Genomic DNA, 21,781 nt, shown 5'->3' with positions numbered 1-21,781 from the left:
CCGTGACGGATGAGGAATTGACTATGATTGAAAACCGATTGAATCACCGCCCCAGAAAGCGACTAGGATTCAAGACACCTCACGAGGTATTCCATGCCTCGTTAAAGCGTGTTGCACTTCGTCCTTGAATCCGCCATTCAAGCACCCTCTTGGATTTTTATTTTTGCAATGCGTTTGGATTCATTCTTGAATCAGTCAAGGTACTTCATAAAGTAGGCGCAATTTGCGAAGCTCAATTGCGTGAGTTCAACAAGGCTTGTGTTGCTGTGGATTACGAAAAAAAGTGATTTGATTTCGACACATAAAATTCCTCACATGAAAAACTCTTTTTCTATTTCTTCCTTCGCTGTTGTTGCGCTCGGGGGGCTGAGTGGCTGTGCAACGCCTGTTGCCAAGCCCGCGTTTTATCCCAATGCACATTACCAACAAGTTGGACCGACCCAAGCGCAAGCTGACGCACAAGCTTGCGCGAGCTTGGCGCAGCAGTCCGATGTGAACGCAGTGAACAAAGTCGATGCTGGTCGCGCGGCGGCGGCGGGTGCTGCAGGTGTGGGTACGGCTGGGGTTGTGGGTTCATTGTTAAGCGGCCACAAACCTGATTTGAAGAGCATTGCCGCAGGTGCGGCTGCGATTGGTGCGGGTGGTGCCGCAGCGACGGCAGCAGGGCAGTCGGTCGGTGGCAGCAGTTTGTATCGCCAGTTCGTGCAGCAATGTTTGGCCGAACGCGGCTACCACGTGATTGGTTGGCATTGATTTTCAGTCTGTCATGAGCAAGGCGTTCACGCGCGAAATTGAGGGGGATGACGACGACATCACCTTGCCGCCCTTGCCAACAGGGAGCAAAAACTACATCACACCGCAAGGCTATGCGGCGCTACGTGCTGAGTTGTTTGCGCTGATCGATGAGGAGCGTCCACGGATGGTGGACATCGTGCATTGGGCAGCCAGCAATGGCGACCGCTCTGAAAACGGTGATTACATTTACGGCAAAAAGCGTTTGCGTGAGATAGACCGCCGCATTCGTTTCCTGACCAAGCGCTTAGAGATTGCCGAAGTTACCGATCCCCGTGTTCACCACGGTGGGGATCAAGTTTTTTTTGGTGCTACCGTCACTTACGTGGATGAGGCTGATGTCGCGCGTACTGTCACCATCATGGGGATTGACGAGGCGGATAGCTTGAAAGCCCAAGTGACGTGGGTGTCACCGATTGCACGTGCCTTGCTCAAAGCACGTGAGGGCGATGTGGTGAAGTTGGTCACGCCTGTGGGCGTTCAAGAGGTGGAAGTGTTGTCGGTGCGCTATCCGCAGACTTAGGCTTCACGCCCCACGCCAGACACTACGCGCTGTGCTTGCAGTACAGACGGTACGCGGCGCAAATTGCGAAGCACAGTATCCAGATGCGCAACATCACGCACGGTGAACACAAAACGTAAATCGGTCGCTTCTTGTCCGCTCACCTCATCGGCCATCTGCACAAAGGTGATGTCGGCCTCTGCACTGGCAATCGCCGAGGCAACGCGCGCCAACACGCCTTTGCCGTTGCTCACCGTCACCACAGCCGCCACTTCAAACGTGCGCGTGGGCTCTTCTGCCCATTCCACAGCAATGAAGCGCTCGCTGTCTTTGTGTTTGAGCCTTAGACCCACGCCGCATTGGTCTGTGTGCACCACCAAGCCTTCACCGCGACCAAGATAGCCCACGATTGCGTCGCCCGGTACAGGGCGGCAACAAGTGGCGTATTGCACGGAGGCGTTCTCGCTGCCATCCACAATCACGCTGCCTTGTGAGACGTTTTCATGCGCGGTGAAGCGCTCGCGACTCAGCAGCAAAGCATCGGGTTTTTGCCCCAAGTCTGACAGCAGTGTGGCTAAGCGTTTGGCCACGATGCTGGCAACACGTTTGCCTAAGCCGATATCTGTCAGCAAGTCTGCTTGTGTTTTACTGCCAGTGAAGTGCAGCAACTTTTCCCACAACGGCGCGTGTTTCTCATCCTGTGCTGGCAGCTCTTCAATGCCTTCGGCACGCAACGCTTGAGTCAGCAGTTTCCCCCCCAAATCTTGCGACTCAGAATGCGCCATGGTCTTGAGGTAATGACGAATTTTTGAACGGGCACGTCCTGTGCGCACAAAGCCCAACCAAGCTGGGTTGGGTGAGGCTACGGCAGAGGTCACCACTTCCACGATGTCGCCGTTGCGTAGCTCGGTGCGAAGCGGCACTTGCTCTCCATTGATTTTGCCGGCCATGGTGTGGTCTCCCACATCGCTGTGCACGGCGTATGCAAAGTCCACGATGGTCGCACCCCGCGGCATCGCCATGATTTTGCTTTTCGGGGTGAACACATACACCGCATCTGGGAACAAATCGACTTTGACGTGGTCCCAAAACTCGGTCGCATCGCGTGTTTCATCTTGAATGTCCAGCAAGGATTGCAGCCACTTGTTGCCTAAATTTTCATTGCCTTCATTGCTGGAGCCTTTGTCTTTGTAGAGCCAGTGTGCGGCCACGCCTGTTTCGGCCACCAAGTGCATCGCCTCAGTGCGCATTTGAAACTCCACGTTCAAGCCCGAAGGCCCGACGATGGTGGTGTGCAGCGACTGGTAGCCGTTAAGCTTGGCAATGGCAATGTGGTCTTTGAACTTGCCCGGTACGGGTTTGTAAATTTGGTGCAGCACACCCAGCGCTGTGTAGCAGTCAATCACCTCAGGAAGGATGAGGCGAAAACCGTAGATGTCTGTCACCTGCGCAAAGCTCAGGTGCTTGTCATCCATTTTTTTATAAATGGAATACAGCGTTTTCTCACGGCCTGAGATGCGTACTTTCAAACCCGCCTTGGCAAAAGAAGCGTCGACCTCTTGCTCCACTTTTTGCATCAAATCGCGGCGACGGTGACGCGCTTTTTGAATGGCTTTGCTCAACACCTGATGACGCCATGGCCACAGGTATTGGAATGCCAGCTCTTGCAGTTCACGGTAGGTTTGGTTCAGCCCCAAGCGGTGAGCGATGGGTGCGTAAATTTCTAGGGTTTCGTTCGAGATGCGGCCCCACTTGGCGCGTGGCATATCGCCCATGGTGCGCATGTTGTGGCTGCGATCAGCCAGCTTGATGAGGATGACGCGCACATCACGCGCCATCGCCAGCAGCATTTTGCGAAACGACTCGGCTTGGTTTTCTTCGCGGGTGTTGAACTCGAGCTTGTCAAGCTTAGTCAATCCATCGACCAAGTCCGCCACTTGGATACCAAACCGCTCTACCAAATCGGTTTTGGTGATGCCGCAGTCTTCCATCGCATCGTGCAGCAACGCAGCCGACAGGGCTTGAGCGTCTAGCTTCCATTCCGCACATTGCGCGGCCACCGCAATCGGGTGGGTGATGTAGGGCTCGCCGCTGTTGCGCAACTGCCCCAAATGGGCTTCATCGGCATAGCGGTAAGCACGGCGCACCATGTCTAGGCCTTCGGCGTTGAGGTAGCCTAGTTTTTCAGTCAATGCAGCAAAGCTCGCCGTTGCTGCATTGGCGGCAGCAGCACTTCCCGACAAGGAGGCGGGCGGCTTTAACGTGGATTGGGTGACGCTCATAAGGAATACTTTACCCGCAATAAAAAAGCACCGACAGTGCGGTGCTTTTCATTGGGGCCGTGTTGGCTTTAACCGGGTACTTTTTTCAGCATTTCGATGCCGATTTGGCCAGCCGCAATTTCGCGCAAAGCGGTCACGCCTGGCTTGTTCTTGCTCTCCACCTTGGGGGTGTGGCCTTGGCTCAGCATGCGTGCACGGTAAGTGGCGCACAGCACCAATTGAAAGCGGTTAGGGATTTGCTCAAGGCAATCTTCAACAGTGATGCGGGCCATGTGGGTACTCCAGAATTCAGGTGATGTTCAGGGCTTGAAAGATTTCAGCCCGAGCCCGGCGCTGTGCCAGGTATTTGAGGCGCTGTGCATGGACGATTGCTTTCAAATCGAACAAGGCAGTCTCAAACAGTTCATTAATTATAACGTAGTCAAATTCTCTGGCCTGCGCCATCTCTTCCGCGGCGTTCTTGAGGCGCAGGTCAATGACCTCGGGTGCGTCCTCGCCACGGCTGTGCAGACGCGACTTCAGCTCCTCCCAGCTCGGCGGCAGGATGAAAATGAGCACCGCGTTGGCAAACAGTTTCTTTACTTGGATGGCGCCTTGGAAGTCGATTTCCAAAATCACATCTGCACCTTGGGCAATACGGTCTTCAATGGCTTTGCGCGAGGTTGCATAGCGCTGACCATGCACATTGGCCCATTCCAAAAATGCGTTGGAGGCGACCATTTGGTCGAACTCTGGCAGAGATACAAAGAAGTATTCGCGGCCATGCTTTTCTTGGCCACGTGGTTGCCGCGTGGTGTGCGAGACGGAAGGGCGCACTTTAGCGTCGAGCTCCATCAATGCTTTGACGAGGCTCGATTTGCCAGCCCCGCTGGGGGCCGCGACTACAAAGAGGTTGCCGGGGAAGTTGTCCATTATTCGAGGTTCTGTACTTGTTCACGGAGTTGTTCGATCAACACTTTCATGTCCACCGAAATACGGGTCATTTCCATGGTGGCCGATTTCGAGCCCAAAGTGTTGGCCTCGCGGTGCAGCTCTTGAATCAGAAAGTCCAAACGCTTGCCCACACCTTCTGCCTTGCCGCCTTTGGCCAGCAAGTCGTCCATCTCGTCAAAGTGTGACACCAAGCGAGTCAGCTCTTCGGCCACATCAATGCGAATGGCAAAGGAGGTGGCTTCGGTCAAGGCGCGGTCTTGCGCGGCTTCGGGCAGGGCCGTGCCTTCGGTCAAAGCCATGGCGTCGCGCCACCGCTCCAAAAAGCGCAAACGCTGTTGCTCCACCAACTGGGGCACCAGTGGCGCGGCTTGAGTGGACAGCACGCGCAGTTGGCTCAGGCGATCACGCAGTGTTTGCGCTAAACGAGCACCTTCACGTTCGCGGGCGGCGCTCAATTGCGTGAGGGTGGCGTGGGCCAGCTTCAACACCGCAGGGCCAAGGTCGGCTGGTGCTGATGATTGTGCAGTCGTCAGTCGCAGTACATCGGCAACAGACAAGCCATTGGCCTTGGGTAAATGGGTATGCACCACGTCTTGCAGGGCCGACAGACGTTGCAGCAAGGCTGGTGTGGGCTCGGCAAAGCTGGTGTCTGCCGTGCTCTCGATGTTGGCGCGCACTTCGACCTTGCCGCGTTTGAGGTGCTGGGTGACGAGTTCCCGCATGGCGGCCTCGTGCTGGCGCAACTCTTCGGGCATCTTGAATGTCAGGTCTAGAAAGCGGCTGTTGACAGAGCGAATCTCCAGCCCCAAGCGCAGGGCTGGGCTGTGGGCAGTGTCAGAAGTCAGCTCGGTTTGCGCACTGGCATAACCGGTCATGCTGTAAATGGGCATGGGGTGGCGTTTCGTATCAAAGGCTAAATTATCTCAGGCTCGCAACTGCACTTTGGCATGCGAGCAGGGGCTATGCAGATTGGTCGACAATTGATGCTTTATTGAACCTCTCAAACGCTTGATTCAAAGCCATCAAACATGACCACTACGTTGCCCGCCTCTCGCCACACCCGTGCTGCCGACCAATTGCGCCCCGTGCGCATTACCCGCCACTACACCATGCATGCCGAAGGCTCGGTGCTGATCGAGTTTGGCCACACCAAAGTGTTGTGTACCGCCTCGGTGGAAGAAAAAGTACCTGGCCACAAAAAAGGCTCGGGCGAAGGCTGGGTTACCGCTGAATACGGCATGCTGCCCCGCGCCACCCACACGCGCAGCGACCGCGAAGCCGCACGTGGCAAACAATCGGGCCGCACCCAAGAAATTCAGCGCCTCATCGGACGCTCCATGCGCGCAGTGTTTGATCTGAAGAAGCTGGGCGAGCGCACCATCCACTTGGACTGCGACGTGTTGCAAGCTGACGGCGGCACACGGACTGCCAGTATCACTGGCGCGTTTGTGGCGGCGCAAGATGCGGTGAGCAAGCTCATCGCCGCAGGCAAACTGACCGAGAGCCCCATCACCCAAGGTGTGGCCGCGATTTCGGTGGGCATGTTGGGCGATTTGGCGCTACTCGATTTGGAATATACCGAAGACTCGGCCTGCGACACTGACATGAATGTGGTCATGACCAGCGCTGGCCACTATGTGGAAGTGCAGGGCACCGCCGAAGGCCTGCCCTTTACCCGCGACCAAATGAATGCCTTGCTGGCCTTGGCCGAAAAAGGCGTGCGCGAACTCATCGCCATGCAGCAAGAAGCTTTGGCCTTCTAAGCCATGACCGCGCCGATGAAGCAAATCGTTTTAGCCTCCAACAACCAAGGCAAGCTCGCCGAGTTGCAAGCCATGTTTGCGCCCTTAGGGCTAGAGCTGGTGCGTCAAGGGGATTTGCACATTGGCGAAGCCGATGAGCCGTTTCACACCTTTGTTGAAAACGCCTTGGCCAAAGCCCGTCATGCCGCGCGCCAAAGCGGTTTGCCCGCCATGGCCGACGATGCAGGCCTGTGCGTTGACGCCTTTGGCGGCCTGCCCGGTGTGCAAACCGCTTACTACGCCACCCAATTTGGCTACGAGAAAAGTGACGACAACAACGTGCGCGCCCTGTTGGAGCAAATGGTAAATGTGGACAACCGCCGCGCCGCCTTGGTCAGCACCCTCGTTGCTGTGCGCCACCCCGATGACCCAGAGCCGCTCATCGCTGTGGGCCGTGCTGTGGGCGACATCACACGTGCGCCGGTAGGCACGAATGGTTTTGGCTTTGACCCCATCATGTTCATCCCACACTTTGGCCAAACTTTTGCCGAGCTGCCCATTGAGGTGAAAAACGCCAACAGCCACCGCGGTCAAGCCGCGCAGCAGATGCTGGCGCTCATGCACGAACGCTGGTTTGCTTAAAGCGTCTTTGATGACCCAAGACATCCAACACCTCATGCGCCCTGGTACGCTGTCTCTCAGCGGTTTGCCGCCCCTCTCGCTGTACGTGCATTTGCCGTGGTGTCTCAAGAAGTGTCCGTACTGCGACTTCAACTCACACGAGATGCAAAGCAGCGTAGGTGGCGAGCTGCCCGAGCAGCGCTACCTCGACGCCCTGTGCGCCGACCTAGAGCACAGCCTGCCCCTCATCTGGGGCCGCAGTGTGCACAGCATCTTCATTGGGGGTGGCACACCTAGTTTGTTTTCGCCTGCCGCCATTGAGCGGCTCACCAGCGACATGCGTGCGCGTTTGCGTTTAGAGGCCGATTGCGAAATCACGCTAGAAGCCAACCCCGGCACGTTCGAGAAAGACCGCTTCCGCGCCTTTCGCGCCGCAGGCGTTACGCGCTTGTCGGTGGGCGTGCAAAGCTTCAACGACCAACACTTGCAAGCCTTGGGCCGCGTACACAACCGCGCCCAAGCCATTGCTGCCGTAGAAGAAGCACGCGAAGCTTTTGACACCTTCAACCTCGACCTCATGTATGCCTTGCCCGGCCAGACGCTGGTGCAGTTGGACCAAGACTTGGATATGGCTTTGTCCTTGCAGCCCCCGCATTTGTCGGTTTATCACCTGACGATCGAGCCCAACACCGTGTTTGCCAAATTTCCGCCCCAAGTGCCGGAAGATGACGACGCCTACGCCATGCTGGACCGCATCACCGAGAGCACCGCCGCTGTGGGCTTGCACCGCTACGAAGTGTCGGCCTATGCCAAAGACAAGCACCGCTGCTGGCACAACCTCAACTACTGGCAGTTTGGCGACTACCTAGGTATTGGCGCTGGCGCGCACAGCAAACTCAGCTTTGCTCACCGTGTGCTGCGCCAAGTGCGCATCCGCGACCCGCGCCTCTTCATGAACCACGCGCTCGACACGGCGCGGCCTGACCGCGCAGTGGCCCAAAGCACCGAAGTGACACGCGCCGAGCTGCCGGTTGAGTTCATGCTCAACGCGCTGCGCCTGCGCCACGGTTTTTCGCTAGTCGACTTCACCGATCGAACCGGCTTGCCCGTCACCGCCATTCAAGCCGCGTTGACGCAAGCCGAAGCCAAAGGCCTCATCACACGTGACTTTCAACGTGTGGTGCCCACCGAGCGCGGCTTTGATTTTTTGAGCGATTTGCAATCTTTGTTTTTGCCAGAAACCTGAAGCCGTAAAAACGAGCCAAACGCACATTACAATGTGTGCGGATTTCAACTAGGAAGCGTGGCAGAGCGGTTGAATGCACCGGTCTTGAAAACCGGCGAGGGTGTGAGCCCTCCGTGAGTTCGAATCTCACCGCTTCCGCCATTTATCTCGCTAAGTCGTTGAATCATAAAAACTTAGCGGTGATGGATTAAACAAGCTATCAACGCCACCACCAACAATACCAGCGCTGCCTCGCGCACGCGAAGCACCAAAGCGCGTGGTAATGGTGGGTACAAGCGTTCTCTCTCAAGCCCCAACAAGCCAGCCTTGGCACGTCGACGCGAATTTCTAAATGAAATGGATCGCGTCATTCCTTGGGCCGATCTGGTGTCGCTGATTGAGCCACACGCGCCTGCGGGCAAGACAGGTCGCCCACCGTTTGCAGTGGAGACGATGTTGCGTATCCATTTGTTGCAATAGTTCTTTGGCCTGAGCGCTACAGCCGCACAGGAGACGCGACATGCCGCTGTAGCGCGAGTTTGTGCGTATTGATGCAGGGCGCGATCGCTTGCCACCTCCTCAAAAAACGGGGCGATTCAGGGGAGGCATAGGCACAAGTTAAAATCACGCCAACTCCCAACTCCCGACGCCAACTCTTGCGGTTGGCTTTTTTATTTCTGCAAGTGCTGAAAAGCAAAGGTAACCCGTGTTTAAAAATGTGATGGTGTATCGAATCGGCGAGGGCTGGAGCCCTAGCCTTGAGCAAATGGAACAGGCGCTAGACGCTGAGCGTTTTGTGCCTTGTGGCGCAAGCCAAGAAAAAGCGATTGGCTGGGTCGAGCCTCGCGGTGAGGCGCATGGCCCGCTGGTAGAAGCGGTGAGTGGTCAGCGTATGTTGAAGCTCAAGATCGAGACCAAGGGTGTGCCAGGTGCCATCGTCACGCGGAAAGCCAAAGAGCGCAGCGCGGTGATTGAAGCCACCGAGGGCCGCAAGCCCGGTAAGAAGGAGATGAAGGAAATCAAAGAGGACGTGAAGATGTCTTTGATGCCCATGGCCTTTAGCAAAGAGTCTTCGGTGTGGGCGTGGATAGACCCAGCGACACACTTCTTAGTGATAGATGCCGGCAGCCAAGCCAAGGCTGACGAAGTGGTGACCCTGCTGGTCAAGTCGTTTGCAGGCTTGAGTCTGACCTTGATCAATACCCAAATGTCACCGCAGTCGGCGATGGCTTCATGGCTCATCACCCAAGAGTCGCCCGCTGCATTCAGTGTGGACCGCGAGTGTGAACTGAAGGCGGCCGATGAGTCAAAGTCTGTCGTGCGCTATGTGCGTCATGCGCTGGATACGGACGAGGTCAAGCACCATGTGGAGGGCGGTAAACTGCCCACGCGCTTAGCGCTGACGTGGGAGGGACGTGTGTCGTTCTCACTGACCGAAGCCTTGCAGTTAAAAAAAATCACTTTCTTGGAAGGCGTGTTTGAAGGCACATCGGCTGAGCAGGATGAAGGTTTTGATGCCGATGTAGCCATTGCCACCAGCGAGTTGCGCAAGCTCGTGCCGGACTTGCTAGCGGCCTTGGGCGGCGAGATGGCGTTGGCTTAAGTGCGCCTGCGGGCAGGCTGCGAGCACGCCCTCAGTCGGTAATCAGCACTGCATCCAAGCGGCGTGCGCGGTGGTCCACGTAGTAGCCGCCAAATTCGGTGTAACGCAGCACGTGCTGGTGGCAGCTGCTACAGGCGTACACATCGCAGCGGTTGTAAGGGAAGAACTTCAAGGCCACAGGCGCATCGGCTGAGTCGTATCGAGTGCCTTTAGGGTGGTGCTCTTCAAACGTGGGTTCATACACATCGGGGTCGCGCAAGGTGGCCACATGCTGTATATGTTGCGCGGGCCATGCGGTGTCGTTCACGCTTTCCCAGCCTGCGCAGTGTTGTAGGCTGCATTCGCAAGGTGTGTGGGGTTCGCTGGCCAGTTGGCACAAGGTTTCGGGTGTGTGGAGGAAGGGGACAGAACTCATAGCGTATGAGCGTACCACCGAGATGTGCATTGAATGGCACAGAAACGCAAAAGCCCCGCAGTGCGGGGCTTTTTGCTGTCGCGAAGGTATCGCGACAAGGTCTCGTGCAATTACTTGCGTTTGGCCAATTGCTCGACGTTGCGGTGTGCATCGCCCGTGAACAACTGACGTGGACGACCGATTTTGTACTCGGGGTCGCTGATCATTTCGTTCAACTGCGCAATCCAGCCCACGGTACGTGCCAAGGCGAAGATTCCGGTGAACAAGTTCACAGGAATGCCAATGGCGCGCTGCACGATGCCAGAGTAGAAGTCCACATTGGGGTAGAGCTTGCGGCTGACGAAGTATTCGTCTTCCAAAGCAATCTTTTCCAAGGCCTTGGCCAATTTGAACAAGGGGTCGTTCTCCAAGCCGAGTTCTTTGAGCACTTCATCGCAAGTTTCTTGCATCAACTTGGCGCGTGGGTCATAGTTTTTGTAAACGCGGTGACCAAAGCCCATGAGCTTGACGCCAGAGTTCTTGTCCTTGACCCTCTCCATGAACTCGCCCACTTTAGAGACGCCGCCCATGTCTTGGATTTCCTCAAGCATGTTCAAGCATGCTTCGTTGGCACCACCGTGTGCAGGGCCCCACAAGCAAGCCACGCCCGCAGCGATGGCTGCGAAAGGGTTGGTGCCTGACGAGCCGCACAAACGCACGGTCGATGTGGAGGCGTTTTGTTCGTGGTCTGCGTGCAAGGTGAAGATGCGGTCCATGGCGCGCTCAAGCACGGGGTTCACCACATACTCTTCGCAAGGTGTGCCGAACATCATGCGCAAGAAGTTGCCTGCGTAGCTCAGGTTGTTCTGTGGGTACATGTATGGCTGGCCCACGCCGTATTTGTAGGCCATGGCCACGAGGGTTGGCATCTTGGCGATCAAGCGAATCGCGGCGATTTCGCGGTGCTCTGGGTTGTTGATGTCGGTGCTGTCGTGATAGAAGGCCGACAAAGCGCCGACCAAGCCCGTCAACACAGCCATTGGGTGTGCATCACGGCGGAAGCCACGCAAGAAGAATTGCATTTGCTCGTTGACCATGGTGTGGTTGGTCACGGTCTTTTCGAATTCCGCTTTTTGTACAGCGTTAGGCAGTTCGCCCTTCAACAACAGATAGCAAGTCTCAAGGTAGTCGCAGTTGGTGGCGAGTTGTTCGATGGGGTAGCCGCGATACAGTAATTCACCTTTGTCGCCGTCGATGTAGGTGATGCCGGATTGGCAAGATGCGCTGGACAAGAAGCCAGGGTCATAGGTGAACATGCCCGTTTGGCCATACAACTTACGGATGTCGATGACGTCAGGGCCGACGCTGCCGCTGTAGACGGGCATCTCGATGCTGGGGCTGCCGTTGCTGAACGACAGAGTGGCTTTGTTATCTGCAAGTTTCATGGTGATTCCTCAATGTCTTTTTAAAAGCGGTGTTCGGTTCAGTGTCTCAACATACGCAGCACTTCGAGTGCTTCTTCTGTCAGTGGTTTGTCTGGCAATTCTTCGCGTTGCAATAAGATGTCAAGCAAATCGTTGTCAGACAAGTCCATCAATTCATACATGCCTCTGGCATGGCCCACAGTTAAGCGAGATTCATGCCGCTCAAAAAACTTTTGGATGAACAAATCGTTTTCGAGCAGGCCGCGCCGGCTACGCCAGTGCAGTTTGCTGAGGGCTCGCTCGCCAAGCATTTGCTTGGCGTCTAAGCCGTCCAGCAGCGGGTCACCGACAGAGGTGTCGCGAAATGGTGCGTCCGCGTCCATGTTGGTGCTCCGTGTGATGTTTGGCCGTGCCTTAGATGGCGCGACGAACCATCAACTCTTTGATTTTTCCGATGGCTTTGGTGGGGTTCAAACCCTTGGGGCACACGTCAACGCAGTTCATGATGGTGTGGCAGCGAAACAAGCGGTAGGGGTCTTCCAAATTGTCCAAACGGCCAGCAGTGTCTTCGTCACGGCTGTCGGCAATGAAGCGGTAGGCTTGCAACAAACCAGCGGGGCCCACGAACTTGTCGGGGTTCCACCAGAACGAGGGGCAGCTGGTGGAGCAGCTGGCGCACAAGATGCACTCATACAAGCCGTTCAACTCATCGCGCTCTTCGGGTGACTGCAAACGCTCTTTCTCAGGCACTTGCGTGTCGTTGACCAAGTACGGCTTGATGGAGTGGTATTGCTTGAAGAACTGGGTCATATCCACGATCAAATCGCGGATGACAGGCAGGCCAGGCAGCGGCTTCAACACGATCACGCCGGGGAGTGTGCGCATGTTGGTCAAGCAGGCTAAGCCGTTTTTGCCGTTGATGTTCATTGCGTCAGAACCGCACACGCCTTCGCGGCATGAACGACGGAACGAAATGGTGGGGTCGACGGCTTTGAGTTTCATCAAAGCATCCAAGAGCATGCGCTCATTGCCATCCAATTCGACCTCAATGGTCTGCATGTAGGGCTTGGCGTCGGTGTCTGGGTCGTAGCGATAAATTTGGAACGTGCGTTTTGTCATGGTGTTTACCTGATCAGAAAGTACGGGTCTGCAGCGGGATGCTGTCGACAGTCAAGGGCTTCATTTGCACGGGCTTGTAAGTCAGCTGGTTGCTGGCTTTGTGCCACAGGGTGTGCTTGTGCCAGTCTTGGTCGTTACGACCGTTGGGATGCTCAGGCGTGTCGCCGTAGTCGTTCACGGTGTGCGCGCCGCGGCTTTCTTTACGAGCGGCAGCCGACACGATGGTGGCCTCTGCTGCTTCGATCAAGTTTTCCACTTCCAAGGCTTCGATGCGTGCGGTGTTGAAAACTTTGGAGTTGTCTTTCAAGCCAATGTTGTTCACACGCTCGCGCAGCGCAGCGATTTGCTTGACGCCTTCGTCCATCAACGCCTGTGTACGGAACACGCTGGCGTGTGACTGCATGGTGTTACGGATGTCGTTGGCGACGTCTTGGGCATATTCGCCGGTCTTGTTGGCTTCAAAACGTGCCAAGCGCGCCAAGCTGATGTCTGCTGCATTGGCTGGCAATGGCTTGTGCTCTTTGTTCTTTTGGTTGAACTCCACAATGTGGTTGCCTGCCGCGCGGCCGAATACCAACAAGTCGAGCAAAGAGTTGGTGCCCAAGCGGTTAGCGCCGTGCACTGACACGCAAGAGCATTCGCCCACTGCGTACAAGCCATTCACCACCACGCTTTCGTTGTTGGCGTTTTGCGTGACCACTTGACCATGGATGTTGGTAGGGATGCCACCCATTTGGTAATGGATGGTGGGGATCACGGGGATCGGCTCTTTGGTGATGTCGACGTTGGCAAAGTTGTGACCAATTTCGAACACCGAAGGCAAACGTTTCATGATGGTCTCGGCACCCAGGTGGGTCATGTCGAGGTTGATGTAGTCCTTGTTTGGACCGCAGCCACGACCTTCTTTGATCTCTTGGTCCATGCAACGTGACACGTAGTCGCGTGGGGCCAAGTCTTTGTAAGCAGGGGCATAACGCTCCATGAAGCGCTCGCCATTGCAGTTACGCAAAATCGCGCCTTCGCCACGGCAGCCTTCTGTCAACAACACGCCAGCACCGGCCACGCCCGTGGGGTGGAATTGCCAGAATTCCATGTCTTCAAGTGGGATGCCAGCGCGCGCAGCCATGCCCAAACCGTCACCGGTGTTGATGAACGCGTTGGTCGAGGCTGCAAAGATACGGCCTGCACCACCGGTGGCCAGCAACACAGTTTTGGCTTCCATGATGTAGAGCTCGCCCGTTTCCATCTCGAGGGCGGTCACGCCGACCACATCACCCGCGTCATCGCGAATCAGGTCGAGGGCCATCCACTCCACGAAGAAGCTAGTTTTGGCTTTCACGTTTTGTTGGTACAGCGTGTGCAGCATGGCGTGACCGGTACGGTCAGCCGCAGCACAAGCGCGCTCCACCGCCTTCTCGCCGTAGTTGGCGGTATGGCCGCCGAAGGGGCGCTGGTAAATCGTGCCGTCTGGGTTGCGGTCAAAAGGCATGCCCATGTGCTCCAAGTCGTACACGACTTTGGGCGCTTCGCGGCACATGTATTCAATCGCGTCTTGGTCGCCGAGCCAGTCGGAGCCTTTGACGGTGTCGTAGAAGTGGTAGTGCCAGTTGTCTTCGTTCATGTTGCCCAACGAGGCACCGATGCCGCCTTGAGCAGCAACAGTGTGTGAACGTGTGGGAAACACTTTAGACAAAACAGCCACGTTCAAACCAGCGCGAGCCAGTTGCAACGATGCGCGCATGCCAGAGCCACCGGCACCGACGATGACCACGTCAAACTTGCGTCTTGGAATGGATGAGGGGATAGAGCCTTTAACGGTCATGACTTAGAGCCTCCAGAGAACCTGAATGGCCCAGCCGAGACACGACACCAGCCAAACCAAAGTGAAAACTTGCAAAGACAAACGCAACCCCACGGGCTTGATGTAGTCCATCCAAATGTCGCGCACGCCCACCCACACGTGGATGGCCAAGGCGATGAAAACAGAGAAGGTCAAGGCCTTCATGAATTGCGAGCTGAAAATGCCAGCCCATTTGTCATAGCTGATCTCGCCGCTGGTCAGCAGCACTTGGCCCAGAACAGCCAAGGTGAACAACACCATCAAAACACTGGTGATGCGCTGGGCGAGCCAGTCACGCAAGCCGTAGTGCGCGCCCACGACGACGCGCTTGGAACCGTAATTCACGGACATGTTGAAAGCTCCTAGTTAATCAGTAAAGGCCAAACAGCTTGGCACCCAAAGCAGCGGTCAGACCGAGGCTCACCACCAAGGTGAAAATAGCAGAAGATTTGCCGAATTCTTTGGTCACCGCATGGCAAACGTCCATGTAGACATGGCGAACGCCAGCAATCAGGTGGTGCAAGTAGGCCCAGATCAAGCCCAGCACGACCACTTTCACTAATACAGCAGGCACAAAGCCCAAACCGACGTTGAACGCGGCGCTGAATTTGGCGAAGGAAATTTCAGAAGACACTGAGGTGTCAAACATCCAAACGATGAATGGCAACAACAAAAACATGATCAAGCCGCTGATGCGGTGCAAGATTGACACAATGCCGGCCGCTGGCAGGCGGTAAGAGGGCAGGTCTGTCAGTGCGTTGATGTTGCGGAACTCAGGCCGCTTTTTGGCAAGCTGGGTCATGTGGGATCTTTCTTCGGGTTTATCTGTAAGTCAAAACAACTTTTCATTCTATTTCACTTCATCAAACTGACATGAGGGCTTCATGTCAACTCAAAGCATTACGGTAGTGGTGTGTGTCGGTTCTATACAGGCCTCGACGCAGCTCCATAGGCGTGTCGTTGTAGGTGTAGGCCACGCGCTCAACGCTCAGAAGTGGCGTGGCTGCGTCAACCTTGAGCAGTTCGGCTTGCTCAGCATCGGGGTTGACCGCGCGGATGTTTTCGTCGGCGCGCACCATGCGCACGCCAAACTCGGTTTCAAACAGCGCGTACATCGGACCGTTGTAATTACTTAAGCGTTCGGCGGTCAGCCCTTTGAACGGGGTGCCTGGTAGCCACAGCTCTTCCAAAATCGTGGGTACACCCACGTAGGCCAGCACCCGGCGCACTTGCAGTACAGGGTCACCACTGCGTAGGCTCAGGGCACGCGCAATGTCGGCGCTGGCGCGCAGGCGCTTGCAATCGATGATGGTGCGCTCGGCTGGGCCTTCGCTTTGGGTGTCGCCGTTGTCGGGTTGAAGTTTTAAGAAGCGGTATTGCACATGTTGCTCGGCATGTGTGGCCACAAATGTGCCTTTGCCTTGACGGCGCACCACCAAGTTTTCGGCAGCCAGCTCATCAATGGCCTTGCGCACCGTGCCTTGGCTGACACGAAAGCGGGCGGCTAGATCCATCTCGCTGGGGATGGCTTCGCCAGGCTTCCATTCCCCTGATTGCAGGCTTTGCAAGATCAGCCCTTTGATCTGTTGGTAGAGCGGGCTAAAGGCGGGTGTGGAACCTGCACTGCCCAAAGCATCGCCACCCGCAAATGTCGGGTTAGCTTGGGCTACCAAAGAGGGCGCGGGGTGTGTGGTCATTTTTAAATCGAGGGGACGCGTGGCGCGTCAGTTCATTGTCAAGCTTGTATCATATCTTCTATAAGACATAAGACGGACGGTTTGCACGAATTCGCGGGTAAACTCTGTCCATTATTCTTTTTAATCACTACTTGGAGTTTTCCTCATGAGCAAGAAGCCTGTTCGCGTTGCCGTCACTGGTGCAGCTGGTCAAATTGGTTACGCACTGTTGTTCCGTATCGCCTCTGGCGAAATGTTGGGCAAAGACCAACCGGTCATCTTGCAGCTGTTGGAAATCCCTGACGAAAAAGCACAAAAAGCCCTCAAAGGCGTGATGATGGAGCTCGAAGATTGCGCGTTCCCGCTGTTGGCTGGCATGGAAGCCCATGGCGACCCCATGACTGCCTTTAAAGATGTGGACTACGCCTTATTGGTCGGTTCACGTCCACGCGGCCCAGGTATGGAGCGCGCTGAGTTGCTGGCCATCAACGGCGCCATCTTCACCGCACAAGGCAAGGCACTGAACGCGGCGGCTTCACGTGATGTGAAAGTTTTGGTGGTCGGCAACCCTGCCAACACCAACGCCTACATCGCCATGAAGGCAGCGCCTGACCTCAAGCCCAGCAACTTCACTGCCATGCTGCGTTTGGATCACAACCGCGCTGCCTCGCAAATCGCTGCCAAGACTGGCAAAGCCGTGGCTGACATCGAAAAATTGTGCGTGTGGGGCAACCACTCTCCCACCATGTATGCAGACTACCGCTTTGCCACCATCAAAGGCGAGTCGGTCAAGGCCATGATCAACGACCAAGAGTGGAACGCCAACGTGTTCTTGCCCACTGTGGGCAAGCGCGGCGCGGCCATCATCGAAGCGCGTGGCTTGTCGTCGGCTGCTTCGGCTGCCAACGCCGCCATCGATCACATGCGCGATTGGGCCTTGGGCACCCACGGCAAGTGGGTGACGATGGGTATCCCATCACAAGGCTGGTACGGCATTCCTAAAGACGTCATGTTTGGCTTCCCCGTCACTTGCGAAAACGGCCAGTACAAAGTGGTTGAAGGCTTGGAAATCGACGCATTCAGCCAAGGCTGCATCGACAAGACCCTCAAAGAGTTGACCGACGAGCAAGCTGGCGTCGCCCACTTGATCTAATTCTCAACAGAGAAATAGAGTGAGCCATCCGCGCGACGTTCTGTTAGGTTCGCAAGCAGGTAGCGTTCAGCTACCCGTTTGCGACCACTACAGCGGTGTTGAAGTGCGGATGCACAAAAGCTTGCAACTGCAAGCGGAGATGACGCAAGAGTTTGGCACCTGCGTCTTTGATGTGACCCTTGATTGTGAAGACGGCGCCCCCGTGGGCGGCGAAGCAGAGCATGCTGCGCTGGTCACCGAGTTGGCGCTGAGTGCCGCACCTGAGGCCCGTGTGGCCGTGCGTGTGCACCCCGTCGATCACCCCAGTTTTCAACCAGACATGGCCACCATCGCGGGCCAAGCTGCGAGCCGCTTGACTCACATCATGGTGCCTAAGGTCGAGTCAGTGGCCGATGTGCAACTGGCCGAGCAAGCCTTGATGCAAGCCGGTGCCAAAGATTTGGCCCTCCATGTGTTGATTGAGTCGCCCGCTGCCGTACACCGTGCGTTTGATATTGCCGCGCACCCACGCGTGCAGTCCCTCAGTTTTGGGTTGATGGACTTTGTGTCGGCCCACGGTGGTGCGATTCCAGCGCACGGCATGAGCGGTCAAGGCCAATTCAACCACCCGTTGGTGGTACGGGCCAAGTTAGAGATCGCCAGTGCCTGCCACGCTCACGGCAAAGTGCCCTCGCATTGCGTGGTGACCGAGTTCAACGACACACAGGCCATGCGTACTGCTGCTCGGCGTGCGGCGCACGAGTTGGGCTACACCCGCATGTGGAGCATCCACCCTGCACAAATTCGCCCCATCCTCGAGGCCATGGCCCCTGATGCGGCCGCCATTGAATTGGCCAGTGAGATTGTGTTGGCAGCGCATGCCGCCCAGTGGGCGCCCATCGGCTACAAAGGCCAATTGCATGACCGCGCCAGTTACCGCTTCTTTTGGCAAGTGTTGGAACGTGCGCACAGCACGGGCTGTAGCCTTCCCGCCGAAGCCCAGTTATTTTTCTAGGATTAATTGGAGATGAGCATGCGTCACTTACGGATGGCTGTCGTTTCGTTGAGTGTGTTCAGCATGGGCCATTTGGCGTCTGCCGTTGAACCTGTGGCAAAGCCACAGGCCAAACAAACCAAGCGTGCTGCGGCCAAACAAGCCCTTGCCAAGCCTAGGCCAGAAGTGCCTAAATACCATGACGTCAGAGCCACCTCCTTATCCGCTTCGCCTGTGGCAGCCACGCCTGTTGCCGCTCCTGTGCAATCTGTGCAGGCCATTGCACCTGAGGTGGGCGAAGTCCACACGGGCCACATGGTGTGCGAGCTAGGCAATGCCGTCACGGTCATGCCTGACCAGCAGCAACCGACACGTTTTGTGGTGCAGATGAAAAAACACACCTACTTCATGACGCCCGTGCAAACCGCCACAGGCGCCGTGCGTTTGGAAGACACGCAAGCCGGTGCCATGTGGTTGCAGTTGCCCAACAAGTCCATGCTGATGAACAGCAAGTTGGGCCAGCGCATGGCCGATGAGTGCCAGAGTGAGCGCCAAATGACGGAGGCACGTCGCATAAAGCTAGACCTCCCATCTGGCTTGCTCGATGCCGCCACGCTTGCCAAAAAATAACCCCCATTTTTTTGATTTGATAGACAGGAGAAAACCATGTTGAAAGCCTACCGTGACCACGTAGCCGAGCGCGCAGCGCTGGGCATCCCTCCACTGCCATTGGATGCCAAGCAAACGGCCGAGTTGATTGAGTTGATCAAAGCCCCTGCTGCAGGTGAAGAAGCATTCTTGATGGACTTGCTGACCCACCGCGTGCCACCTGGTGTGGACGACGCGGCCAAAGTCAAAGCCTCCTTCTTGGCGGCTGTGGCACACGGCGAAGTCAAAGTGTGTTTGATCTCCAAATCCAAAGCCACTGAGCTGTTGGGTACCATGGTGGGTGGCTACAACGTGCACCCCTTGATCGAGTTGCTCGACGACGCTGAAGTGGCTGCTGTGGCTGCTGACGCCTTGAAGAAAACTTTGTTGATGTTTGACTTCTTCAACGATGTCGCTGAAAAAACCAAGGCTGGCAACGCCAAAGCCAAAGAAGTGATGCAAAGCTGGGCCGAAGGCGAGTGGTTCACCACACGTCCTGAAGTCGAGAAAAAAATCACCGTCACTGTGTTCAAGGTGCCAGGTGAGACCAACACCGACGACTTGTCTCCAGCGCCTGACGCATGGAGCCGCCCAGACATCCCGTTGCACTACTTGGCGATGTTGAAGAACACCCGCGAAGGTGCTGCGTTCAAGCCTGAAGAAGACGGCAAGCGCGGTCCTATGCAGTTCATCGAAGACCTGAAGAAAAAAGGCCATTTGGTCGCCTACGTGGGCGATGTGGTGGGCACAGGTTCTAGCCGCAAGTCGGCCACCAACAGCGCGATCTGGGCCACCGGCCAAGACATCCCATTCGTGCCGAACAAACGCTTCGGTGGTGTGACCCTGGGCGGCAAGATTGCCCCCATCTTCTTCAACACCCAGGAAGACTCGGGCGCATTGCCGATCGAAGTGGACGTCACCAAGCTCGAAATGGGCGACGTCATCGACATCTTGCCCTACGACGGCAAGATTGTGAAAAACGGCGCTCATGGTCAAGAGGTGGTGACCGAGTTCAAACTCAAGAGCGATGTGTTATTTGACGAAGTGCGCGCCGGGGGCCGTATCAACCTCATCATCGGTCGCAGCTTGACCGCCAAAGCGCGTGAGTTCTTGGGGCTCCCAGCATCCACCTTGTTCCGCTTGCCCACAGCGCCTATCGCCACCAAAGCTGGCTTCACGCTGGCTCAAAAGATGGTCGGTCGTGCGGTGGGTTTGCCAGAAGGCCAAGGCGTGCGCCCCGGCACTTACTGCGAACCCAAGATGACCACCGTGGGTTCACAAGACACCACCGGCCCCATGACACGCGACGAGTTGAAAGACTTGGCTTGCTTGGGCTTCTCGGCTGACATGGTCATGCAATCGTTCTGCCACACCGCCGCTTACCCCAAGTCGGTCGACGTGAAAACGCACCGCGAATTGCCCGCCTTCATCAGCAACCGTGGCGGCGTAGCCCTGCGCCCAGGCGACGGTGTGATTCACTCGTGGTTGAACCGTTTGTTGTTGCCTGACACCGTTGGTACTGGCGGCGACTCACACACACGTTTCCCCATCGGTATCAGCTTCCCAGCTGGTTCTGGTTTGGTGGCTTTCGGTGCTGCGACAGGCGTGATGCCTTTGGACATGCCTGAGTCTATTCTTGTGCGCTTCAAAGGCGAAATGCAACCTGGCGTGACCTTGCGCGACTTGGTGCACGCCATTCCGCTGTACGCGATCAAGCAAGGTTTGTTGACTGTGGCCAAGGCCGGCAAGATCAACGAATTCTCTGGCCGCATCTTGGAAATTGAAGGCTTGCCCAACCTCAAGGTCGAACAAGCGTTTGAACTCTCAGACGCATCTGCCGAGCGCTCTGCCGCGGGTTGCACCATCAAGCTCAACAAAGAGCCTGTGCAGGAATACCTCAAGTCCAACGTCGTGTTGATGAAAAATATGATTGCCGACGGCTACGCCGACGCACGCACGCTGGCGCGTCGCATCGAGAAGGTCGAGCAATGGCTGGCTGCGCCCAACCTGCTCGAAGCAGACAAAGATGCCGAGTACGCCCACGTCATCGACATCGATTTGGCCGACATCAAAGAGCCCATCGTCTGCTGCCCCAACGACCCTGATGATGCCAAGTTCTTGTCGCAAGTGGCGGGCACCAAGATTGACGAAGCCTTCATCGGTTCTTGCATGACCAACATTGGCCACTTCCGCGCAGCGGCCAAGTTGCTCGGTGGCCAACGCGACATTCCCGTCAAGCTGTGGGTCGCACCTCCAACCAAGATGGACGAGAGCGAGTTGATCAAAGAAGGTCATTACGCAGCATTCGGCACCGCCGGTGCGCGCACCGAAATGCCCGGCTGCTCCTTGTGCATGGGCAACCAAGCGCAAGTGCGCGAAGGCGCGACTGTGGTGTCTACCTCCACACGTAACTTCCCCAACCGCTTGGGCAAGAACACCAATGTGTACTTGGCCTCTGCCGAGTTGGCGGCCATCACCTCGAAGATGGGCAAGTTCCCCACGGTCGCCGAGTACCACGAAGCGATGGGCGTGGTCAACAGCGACGGCGAAGCCATTTACAAGTACTTGAACTTCAACCAGATCGACGAGTACGTGGAAATTGCCAAAGGCGTGACCGCGTAAGCTGCCTGCGCCTTCTCACCCAGTGCTTCGGTGCGGTGTGACAAAGCAAAACCCCCGCAAGGTGTGAGCCTTGCGGGGGTTTTGCTTTTAAAAACGGCGGATTCAAGGACGAAGTGCAACACGCTTTAACGAGGCATGGAATACCTCGTGAGGTGTCTTGAATCCTAGTCGCTTTCTGGGGCGGTGATTCAATCGGTTTTCAATCATAGTCAATTCCTCATCCGTCACGGTT

General features: G+C 56.3%; 22 protein-coding genes, 1 tRNA gene and 1 pseudogene. 12 read left to right on the top strand and 12 right to left on the bottom strand.

All coding sequences use genetic code 11. The features are described from left to right. Positions 1-315 precede the first annotated feature (315 nt). Complete coding sequence (locus RMS03_RS10245) at positions 316-753, top strand: glycine zipper family protein (RefSeq protein WP_310626956.1); 438 nt, start codon at positions 316-318, stop codon at positions 751-753. Positions 754-766: 13 nt separating this feature from the next. After that, on the top strand, positions 767-1,315 hold the full coding sequence (gene greB, locus RMS03_RS10240) for a transcription elongation factor GreB (protein ID WP_310626955.1): 549 nt from the start codon (positions 767-769) through the stop codon (positions 1,313-1,315). On the opposite strand, the gene RMS03_RS10235 is transcribed toward greB, so the two are convergent. The 4 genes from RMS03_RS10235 to RMS03_RS10220 form a co-directional block, all read right to left on the bottom strand. Then, positions 1,312-3,576 (bottom strand): bifunctional (p)ppGpp synthetase/guanosine-3',5'-bis(diphosphate) 3'-pyrophosphohydrolase, encoded by a 2,265-nt coding sequence (locus tag RMS03_RS10235; RefSeq protein WP_310626954.1) that lies wholly within the window; start codon positions 3,574-3,576, stop codon positions 1,312-1,314. The genes greB and RMS03_RS10235 overlap by 4 nt on opposite strands. A gap of 68 nt (positions 3,577-3,644) precedes the next feature. After that, entirely contained in the window at positions 3,645-3,848 is a 204-nt protein-coding gene (rpoZ, locus tag RMS03_RS10230; RefSeq protein ID WP_104798901.1) for a DNA-directed RNA polymerase subunit omega, read from the bottom strand. 16 nt (positions 3,849-3,864) lie between these two features. Next, on the bottom strand, positions 3,865-4,488 hold the full coding sequence (gene gmk, locus RMS03_RS10225; protein ID WP_310626953.1) for a guanylate kinase: 624 nt from the start codon (positions 4,486-4,488) through the stop codon (positions 3,865-3,867). Next, the gene (locus RMS03_RS10220) at positions 4,488-5,399 is read right to left on the bottom strand and encodes a YicC/YloC family endoribonuclease (RefSeq protein WP_310626952.1); all 912 of its coding nucleotides are present in this window, start codon (positions 5,397-5,399) and stop codon (positions 4,488-4,490) included. Before RMS03_RS10220 ends, gmk begins: the two co-directional genes overlap by 1 nt. Positions 5,400-5,537: 138 nt before the next feature. Here RMS03_RS10220 and rph point away from each other — a divergent pair, with 138 nt between their 5' ends. The 6 genes and pseudogenes from rph (at position 5,538) to RMS03_RS10190 (ending at position 9,700) form a co-directional block, all read left to right on the top strand. Continuing rightward, positions 5,538-6,272 carry a ribonuclease PH gene (rph, locus tag RMS03_RS10215; protein ID WP_310626951.1) on the top strand — a complete coding sequence of 245 codons (735 nt, stop codon included), beginning with the start codon at positions 5,538-5,540 and terminating at the stop codon, positions 6,270-6,272. A 3-nt stretch (positions 6,273-6,275) separates the two neighbouring features. Continuing rightward, a complete protein-coding gene (rdgB, locus tag RMS03_RS10210) occupies positions 6,276-6,893 on the top strand; it encodes an RdgB/HAM1 family non-canonical purine NTP pyrophosphatase (RefSeq protein WP_310626950.1) in 618 nt (205 codons plus the stop codon). A gap of 10 nt (positions 6,894-6,903) precedes the next feature. Beyond that, positions 6,904-8,118 carry a radical SAM family heme chaperone HemW gene (hemW, locus tag RMS03_RS10205; RefSeq protein ID WP_310626949.1) on the top strand — a complete coding sequence of 405 codons (1,215 nt, stop codon included), beginning with the start codon at positions 6,904-6,906 and terminating at the stop codon, positions 8,116-8,118. A 51-nt stretch (positions 8,119-8,169) separates the two neighbouring features. Beyond that, positions 8,170-8,259: transfer RNA gene (locus tag RMS03_RS10200), tRNA-Ser, on the top strand. A gap of 165 nt (positions 8,260-8,424) precedes the next feature. After that, positions 8,425-8,574: pseudogene (locus RMS03_RS10195) on the top strand (IS5/IS1182 family transposase); the annotation flags it as partial. 229 nt (positions 8,575-8,803) lie between these two features. Continuing rightward, complete coding sequence (locus RMS03_RS10190) at positions 8,804-9,700, top strand: recombination-associated protein RdgC (RefSeq protein ID WP_310626948.1); 897 nt, start codon at positions 8,804-8,806, stop codon at positions 9,698-9,700. 31 nt (positions 9,701-9,731) lie between these two features. Here the strand turns inward: RMS03_RS10190 and RMS03_RS10185 are convergent, their stop codons facing one another. The 8 genes from RMS03_RS10185 to RMS03_RS10150 form a co-directional block, all read right to left on the bottom strand. Then, a complete protein-coding gene (locus RMS03_RS10185; RefSeq protein ID WP_310626947.1) occupies positions 9,732-10,115 on the bottom strand; it encodes a hypothetical protein in 384 nt (127 codons plus the stop codon). A 110-nt stretch (positions 10,116-10,225) separates the two neighbouring features. Then, on the bottom strand, positions 10,226-11,539 hold the full coding sequence (locus RMS03_RS10180) for a citrate synthase (protein WP_310626946.1): 1,314 nt from the start codon (positions 11,537-11,539) through the stop codon (positions 10,226-10,228). Between the two features lie 38 nt (positions 11,540-11,577). Beyond that, positions 11,578-11,901, bottom strand: coding sequence for a succinate dehydrogenase assembly factor 2 (locus RMS03_RS10175; protein ID WP_405023527.1), 324 nt, complete (start codon positions 11,899-11,901; stop codon positions 11,578-11,580). A 31-nt stretch (positions 11,902-11,932) separates the two neighbouring features. Beyond that, a complete protein-coding gene (locus tag RMS03_RS10170) occupies positions 11,933-12,637 on the bottom strand; it encodes a succinate dehydrogenase iron-sulfur subunit (protein WP_108283013.1) in 705 nt (234 codons plus the stop codon). Between the two features lie 13 nt (positions 12,638-12,650). Next, on the bottom strand, positions 12,651-14,459 hold the full coding sequence (sdhA, locus tag RMS03_RS10165; protein ID WP_310626945.1) for a succinate dehydrogenase flavoprotein subunit: 1,809 nt from the start codon (positions 14,457-14,459) through the stop codon (positions 12,651-12,653). Positions 14,460-14,462: 3 nt separating this feature from the next. Further along, on the bottom strand, positions 14,463-14,828 hold the full coding sequence (gene sdhD / locus RMS03_RS10160; RefSeq protein WP_310626944.1) for a succinate dehydrogenase, hydrophobic membrane anchor protein: 366 nt from the start codon (positions 14,826-14,828) through the stop codon (positions 14,463-14,465). A 19-nt stretch (positions 14,829-14,847) separates the two neighbouring features. Beyond that, the gene (sdhC, locus tag RMS03_RS10155; RefSeq protein ID WP_310626943.1) at positions 14,848-15,279 is read right to left on the bottom strand and encodes a succinate dehydrogenase, cytochrome b556 subunit; all 432 of its coding nucleotides are present in this window, start codon (positions 15,277-15,279) and stop codon (positions 14,848-14,850) included. A gap of 85 nt (positions 15,280-15,364) precedes the next feature. Further along, entirely contained in the window at positions 15,365-16,174 is an 810-nt protein-coding gene (locus tag RMS03_RS10150) for a GntR family transcriptional regulator (protein WP_310626942.1), read from the bottom strand. Between the two features lie 145 nt (positions 16,175-16,319). Between RMS03_RS10150 and RMS03_RS10145 the strand changes: the two genes are divergently transcribed. The 4 genes from RMS03_RS10145 to acnB are packed head-to-tail and all read left to right on the top strand — an operon-like array spanning position 16,320 to position 21,549. Then, on the top strand, positions 16,320-17,306 hold the full coding sequence (locus tag RMS03_RS10145) for a malate dehydrogenase (RefSeq protein ID WP_310626941.1): 987 nt from the start codon (positions 16,320-16,322) through the stop codon (positions 17,304-17,306). A 19-nt stretch (positions 17,307-17,325) separates the two neighbouring features. Then, complete coding sequence (locus tag RMS03_RS10140; protein WP_310626940.1) at positions 17,326-18,300, top strand: aldolase/citrate lyase family protein; 975 nt, start codon at positions 17,326-17,328, stop codon at positions 18,298-18,300. 18 nt (positions 18,301-18,318) lie between these two features. Next, positions 18,319-18,909: a hypothetical protein gene (locus RMS03_RS10135; RefSeq protein WP_310626939.1), complete on the top strand. Its 591-nt coding sequence runs from the start codon at positions 18,319-18,321 to the stop codon at positions 18,907-18,909. 36 nt (positions 18,910-18,945) lie between these two features. Then, positions 18,946-21,549 carry a bifunctional aconitate hydratase 2/2-methylisocitrate dehydratase gene (gene acnB / locus RMS03_RS10130; RefSeq protein WP_310626938.1) on the top strand — a complete coding sequence of 868 codons (2,604 nt, stop codon included), beginning with the start codon at positions 18,946-18,948 and terminating at the stop codon, positions 21,547-21,549. Positions 21,550-21,781: the final 232 nt, after the last annotated feature.

Source organism: Limnohabitans sp., from assembly GCF_031538885.1.
In the GTDB taxonomy this organism is placed as follows: domain Bacteria; phylum Pseudomonadota; class Gammaproteobacteria; order Burkholderiales; family Burkholderiaceae_C; genus Limnohabitans.
This window is presented reverse-complemented; position numbering and strand designations above follow the sequence as displayed.

Coding starts and splice junctions, on each gene's coding strand:
- RMS03_RS10150 (WP_310626942.1), bottom strand. CDS start 16,174: ATGACCACACACCCCGCGCCCTCTTTGGTAGCCCAAGCTAACCCGACA.
- sdhA (WP_310626945.1), bottom strand. CDS start 14,459: ATGACCGTTAAAGGCTCTATCCCCTCATCCATTCCAAGACGCAAGTTT.
- RMS03_RS10220 (WP_310626952.1), bottom strand. CDS start 5,399: ATGCCCATTTACAGCATGACCGGTTATGCCAGTGCGCAAACCGAGCTG.
- RMS03_RS10170 (WP_108283013.1), bottom strand. CDS start 12,637: ATGACAAAACGCACGTTCCAAATTTATCGCTACGACCCAGACACCGAC.
- acnB (WP_310626938.1), top strand. CDS start 18,946: ATGTTGAAAGCCTACCGTGACCACGTAGCCGAGCGCGCAGCGCTGGGC.
- RMS03_RS10175 (WP_405023527.1), bottom strand. CDS start 11,901: ATGGACGCGGACGCACCATTTCGCGACACCTCTGTCGGTGACCCGCTG.
- sdhC (WP_310626943.1), bottom strand. CDS start 15,279: ATGACCCAGCTTGCCAAAAAGCGGCCTGAGTTCCGCAACATCAACGCA.
- RMS03_RS10180 (WP_310626946.1), bottom strand. CDS start 11,539: ATGAAACTTGCAGATAACAAAGCCACTCTGTCGTTCAGCAACGGCAGC.
- RMS03_RS10235 (WP_310626954.1), bottom strand. CDS start 3,576: ATGAGCGTCACCCAATCCACGTTAAAGCCGCCCGCCTCCTTGTCGGGA.
- rdgB (WP_310626950.1), top strand. CDS start 6,276: ATGACCGCGCCGATGAAGCAAATCGTTTTAGCCTCCAACAACCAAGGC.
- hemW (WP_310626949.1), top strand. CDS start 6,904: ATGACCCAAGACATCCAACACCTCATGCGCCCTGGTACGCTGTCTCTC.
- gmk (WP_310626953.1), bottom strand. CDS start 4,488: ATGGACAACTTCCCCGGCAACCTCTTTGTAGTCGCGGCCCCCAGCGGG.
- rpoZ (WP_104798901.1), bottom strand. CDS start 3,848: ATGGCCCGCATCACTGTTGAAGATTGCCTTGAGCAAATCCCTAACCGC.
- sdhD (WP_310626944.1), bottom strand. CDS start 14,828: ATGTCCGTGAATTACGGTTCCAAGCGCGTCGTCGTGGGCGCGCACTAC.
- RMS03_RS10185 (WP_310626947.1), bottom strand. CDS start 10,115: ATGAGTTCTGTCCCCTTCCTCCACACACCCGAAACCTTGTGCCAACTG.
- greB (WP_310626955.1), top strand. CDS start 767: ATGAGCAAGGCGTTCACGCGCGAAATTGAGGGGGATGACGACGACATC.
- rph (WP_310626951.1), top strand. CDS start 5,538: ATGACCACTACGTTGCCCGCCTCTCGCCACACCCGTGCTGCCGACCAA.
- RMS03_RS10245 (WP_310626956.1), top strand. CDS start 316: ATGAAAAACTCTTTTTCTATTTCTTCCTTCGCTGTTGTTGCGCTCGGG.
- RMS03_RS10145 (WP_310626941.1), top strand. CDS start 16,320: ATGAGCAAGAAGCCTGTTCGCGTTGCCGTCACTGGTGCAGCTGGTCAA.
- RMS03_RS10135 (WP_310626939.1), top strand. CDS start 18,319: ATGCGTCACTTACGGATGGCTGTCGTTTCGTTGAGTGTGTTCAGCATG.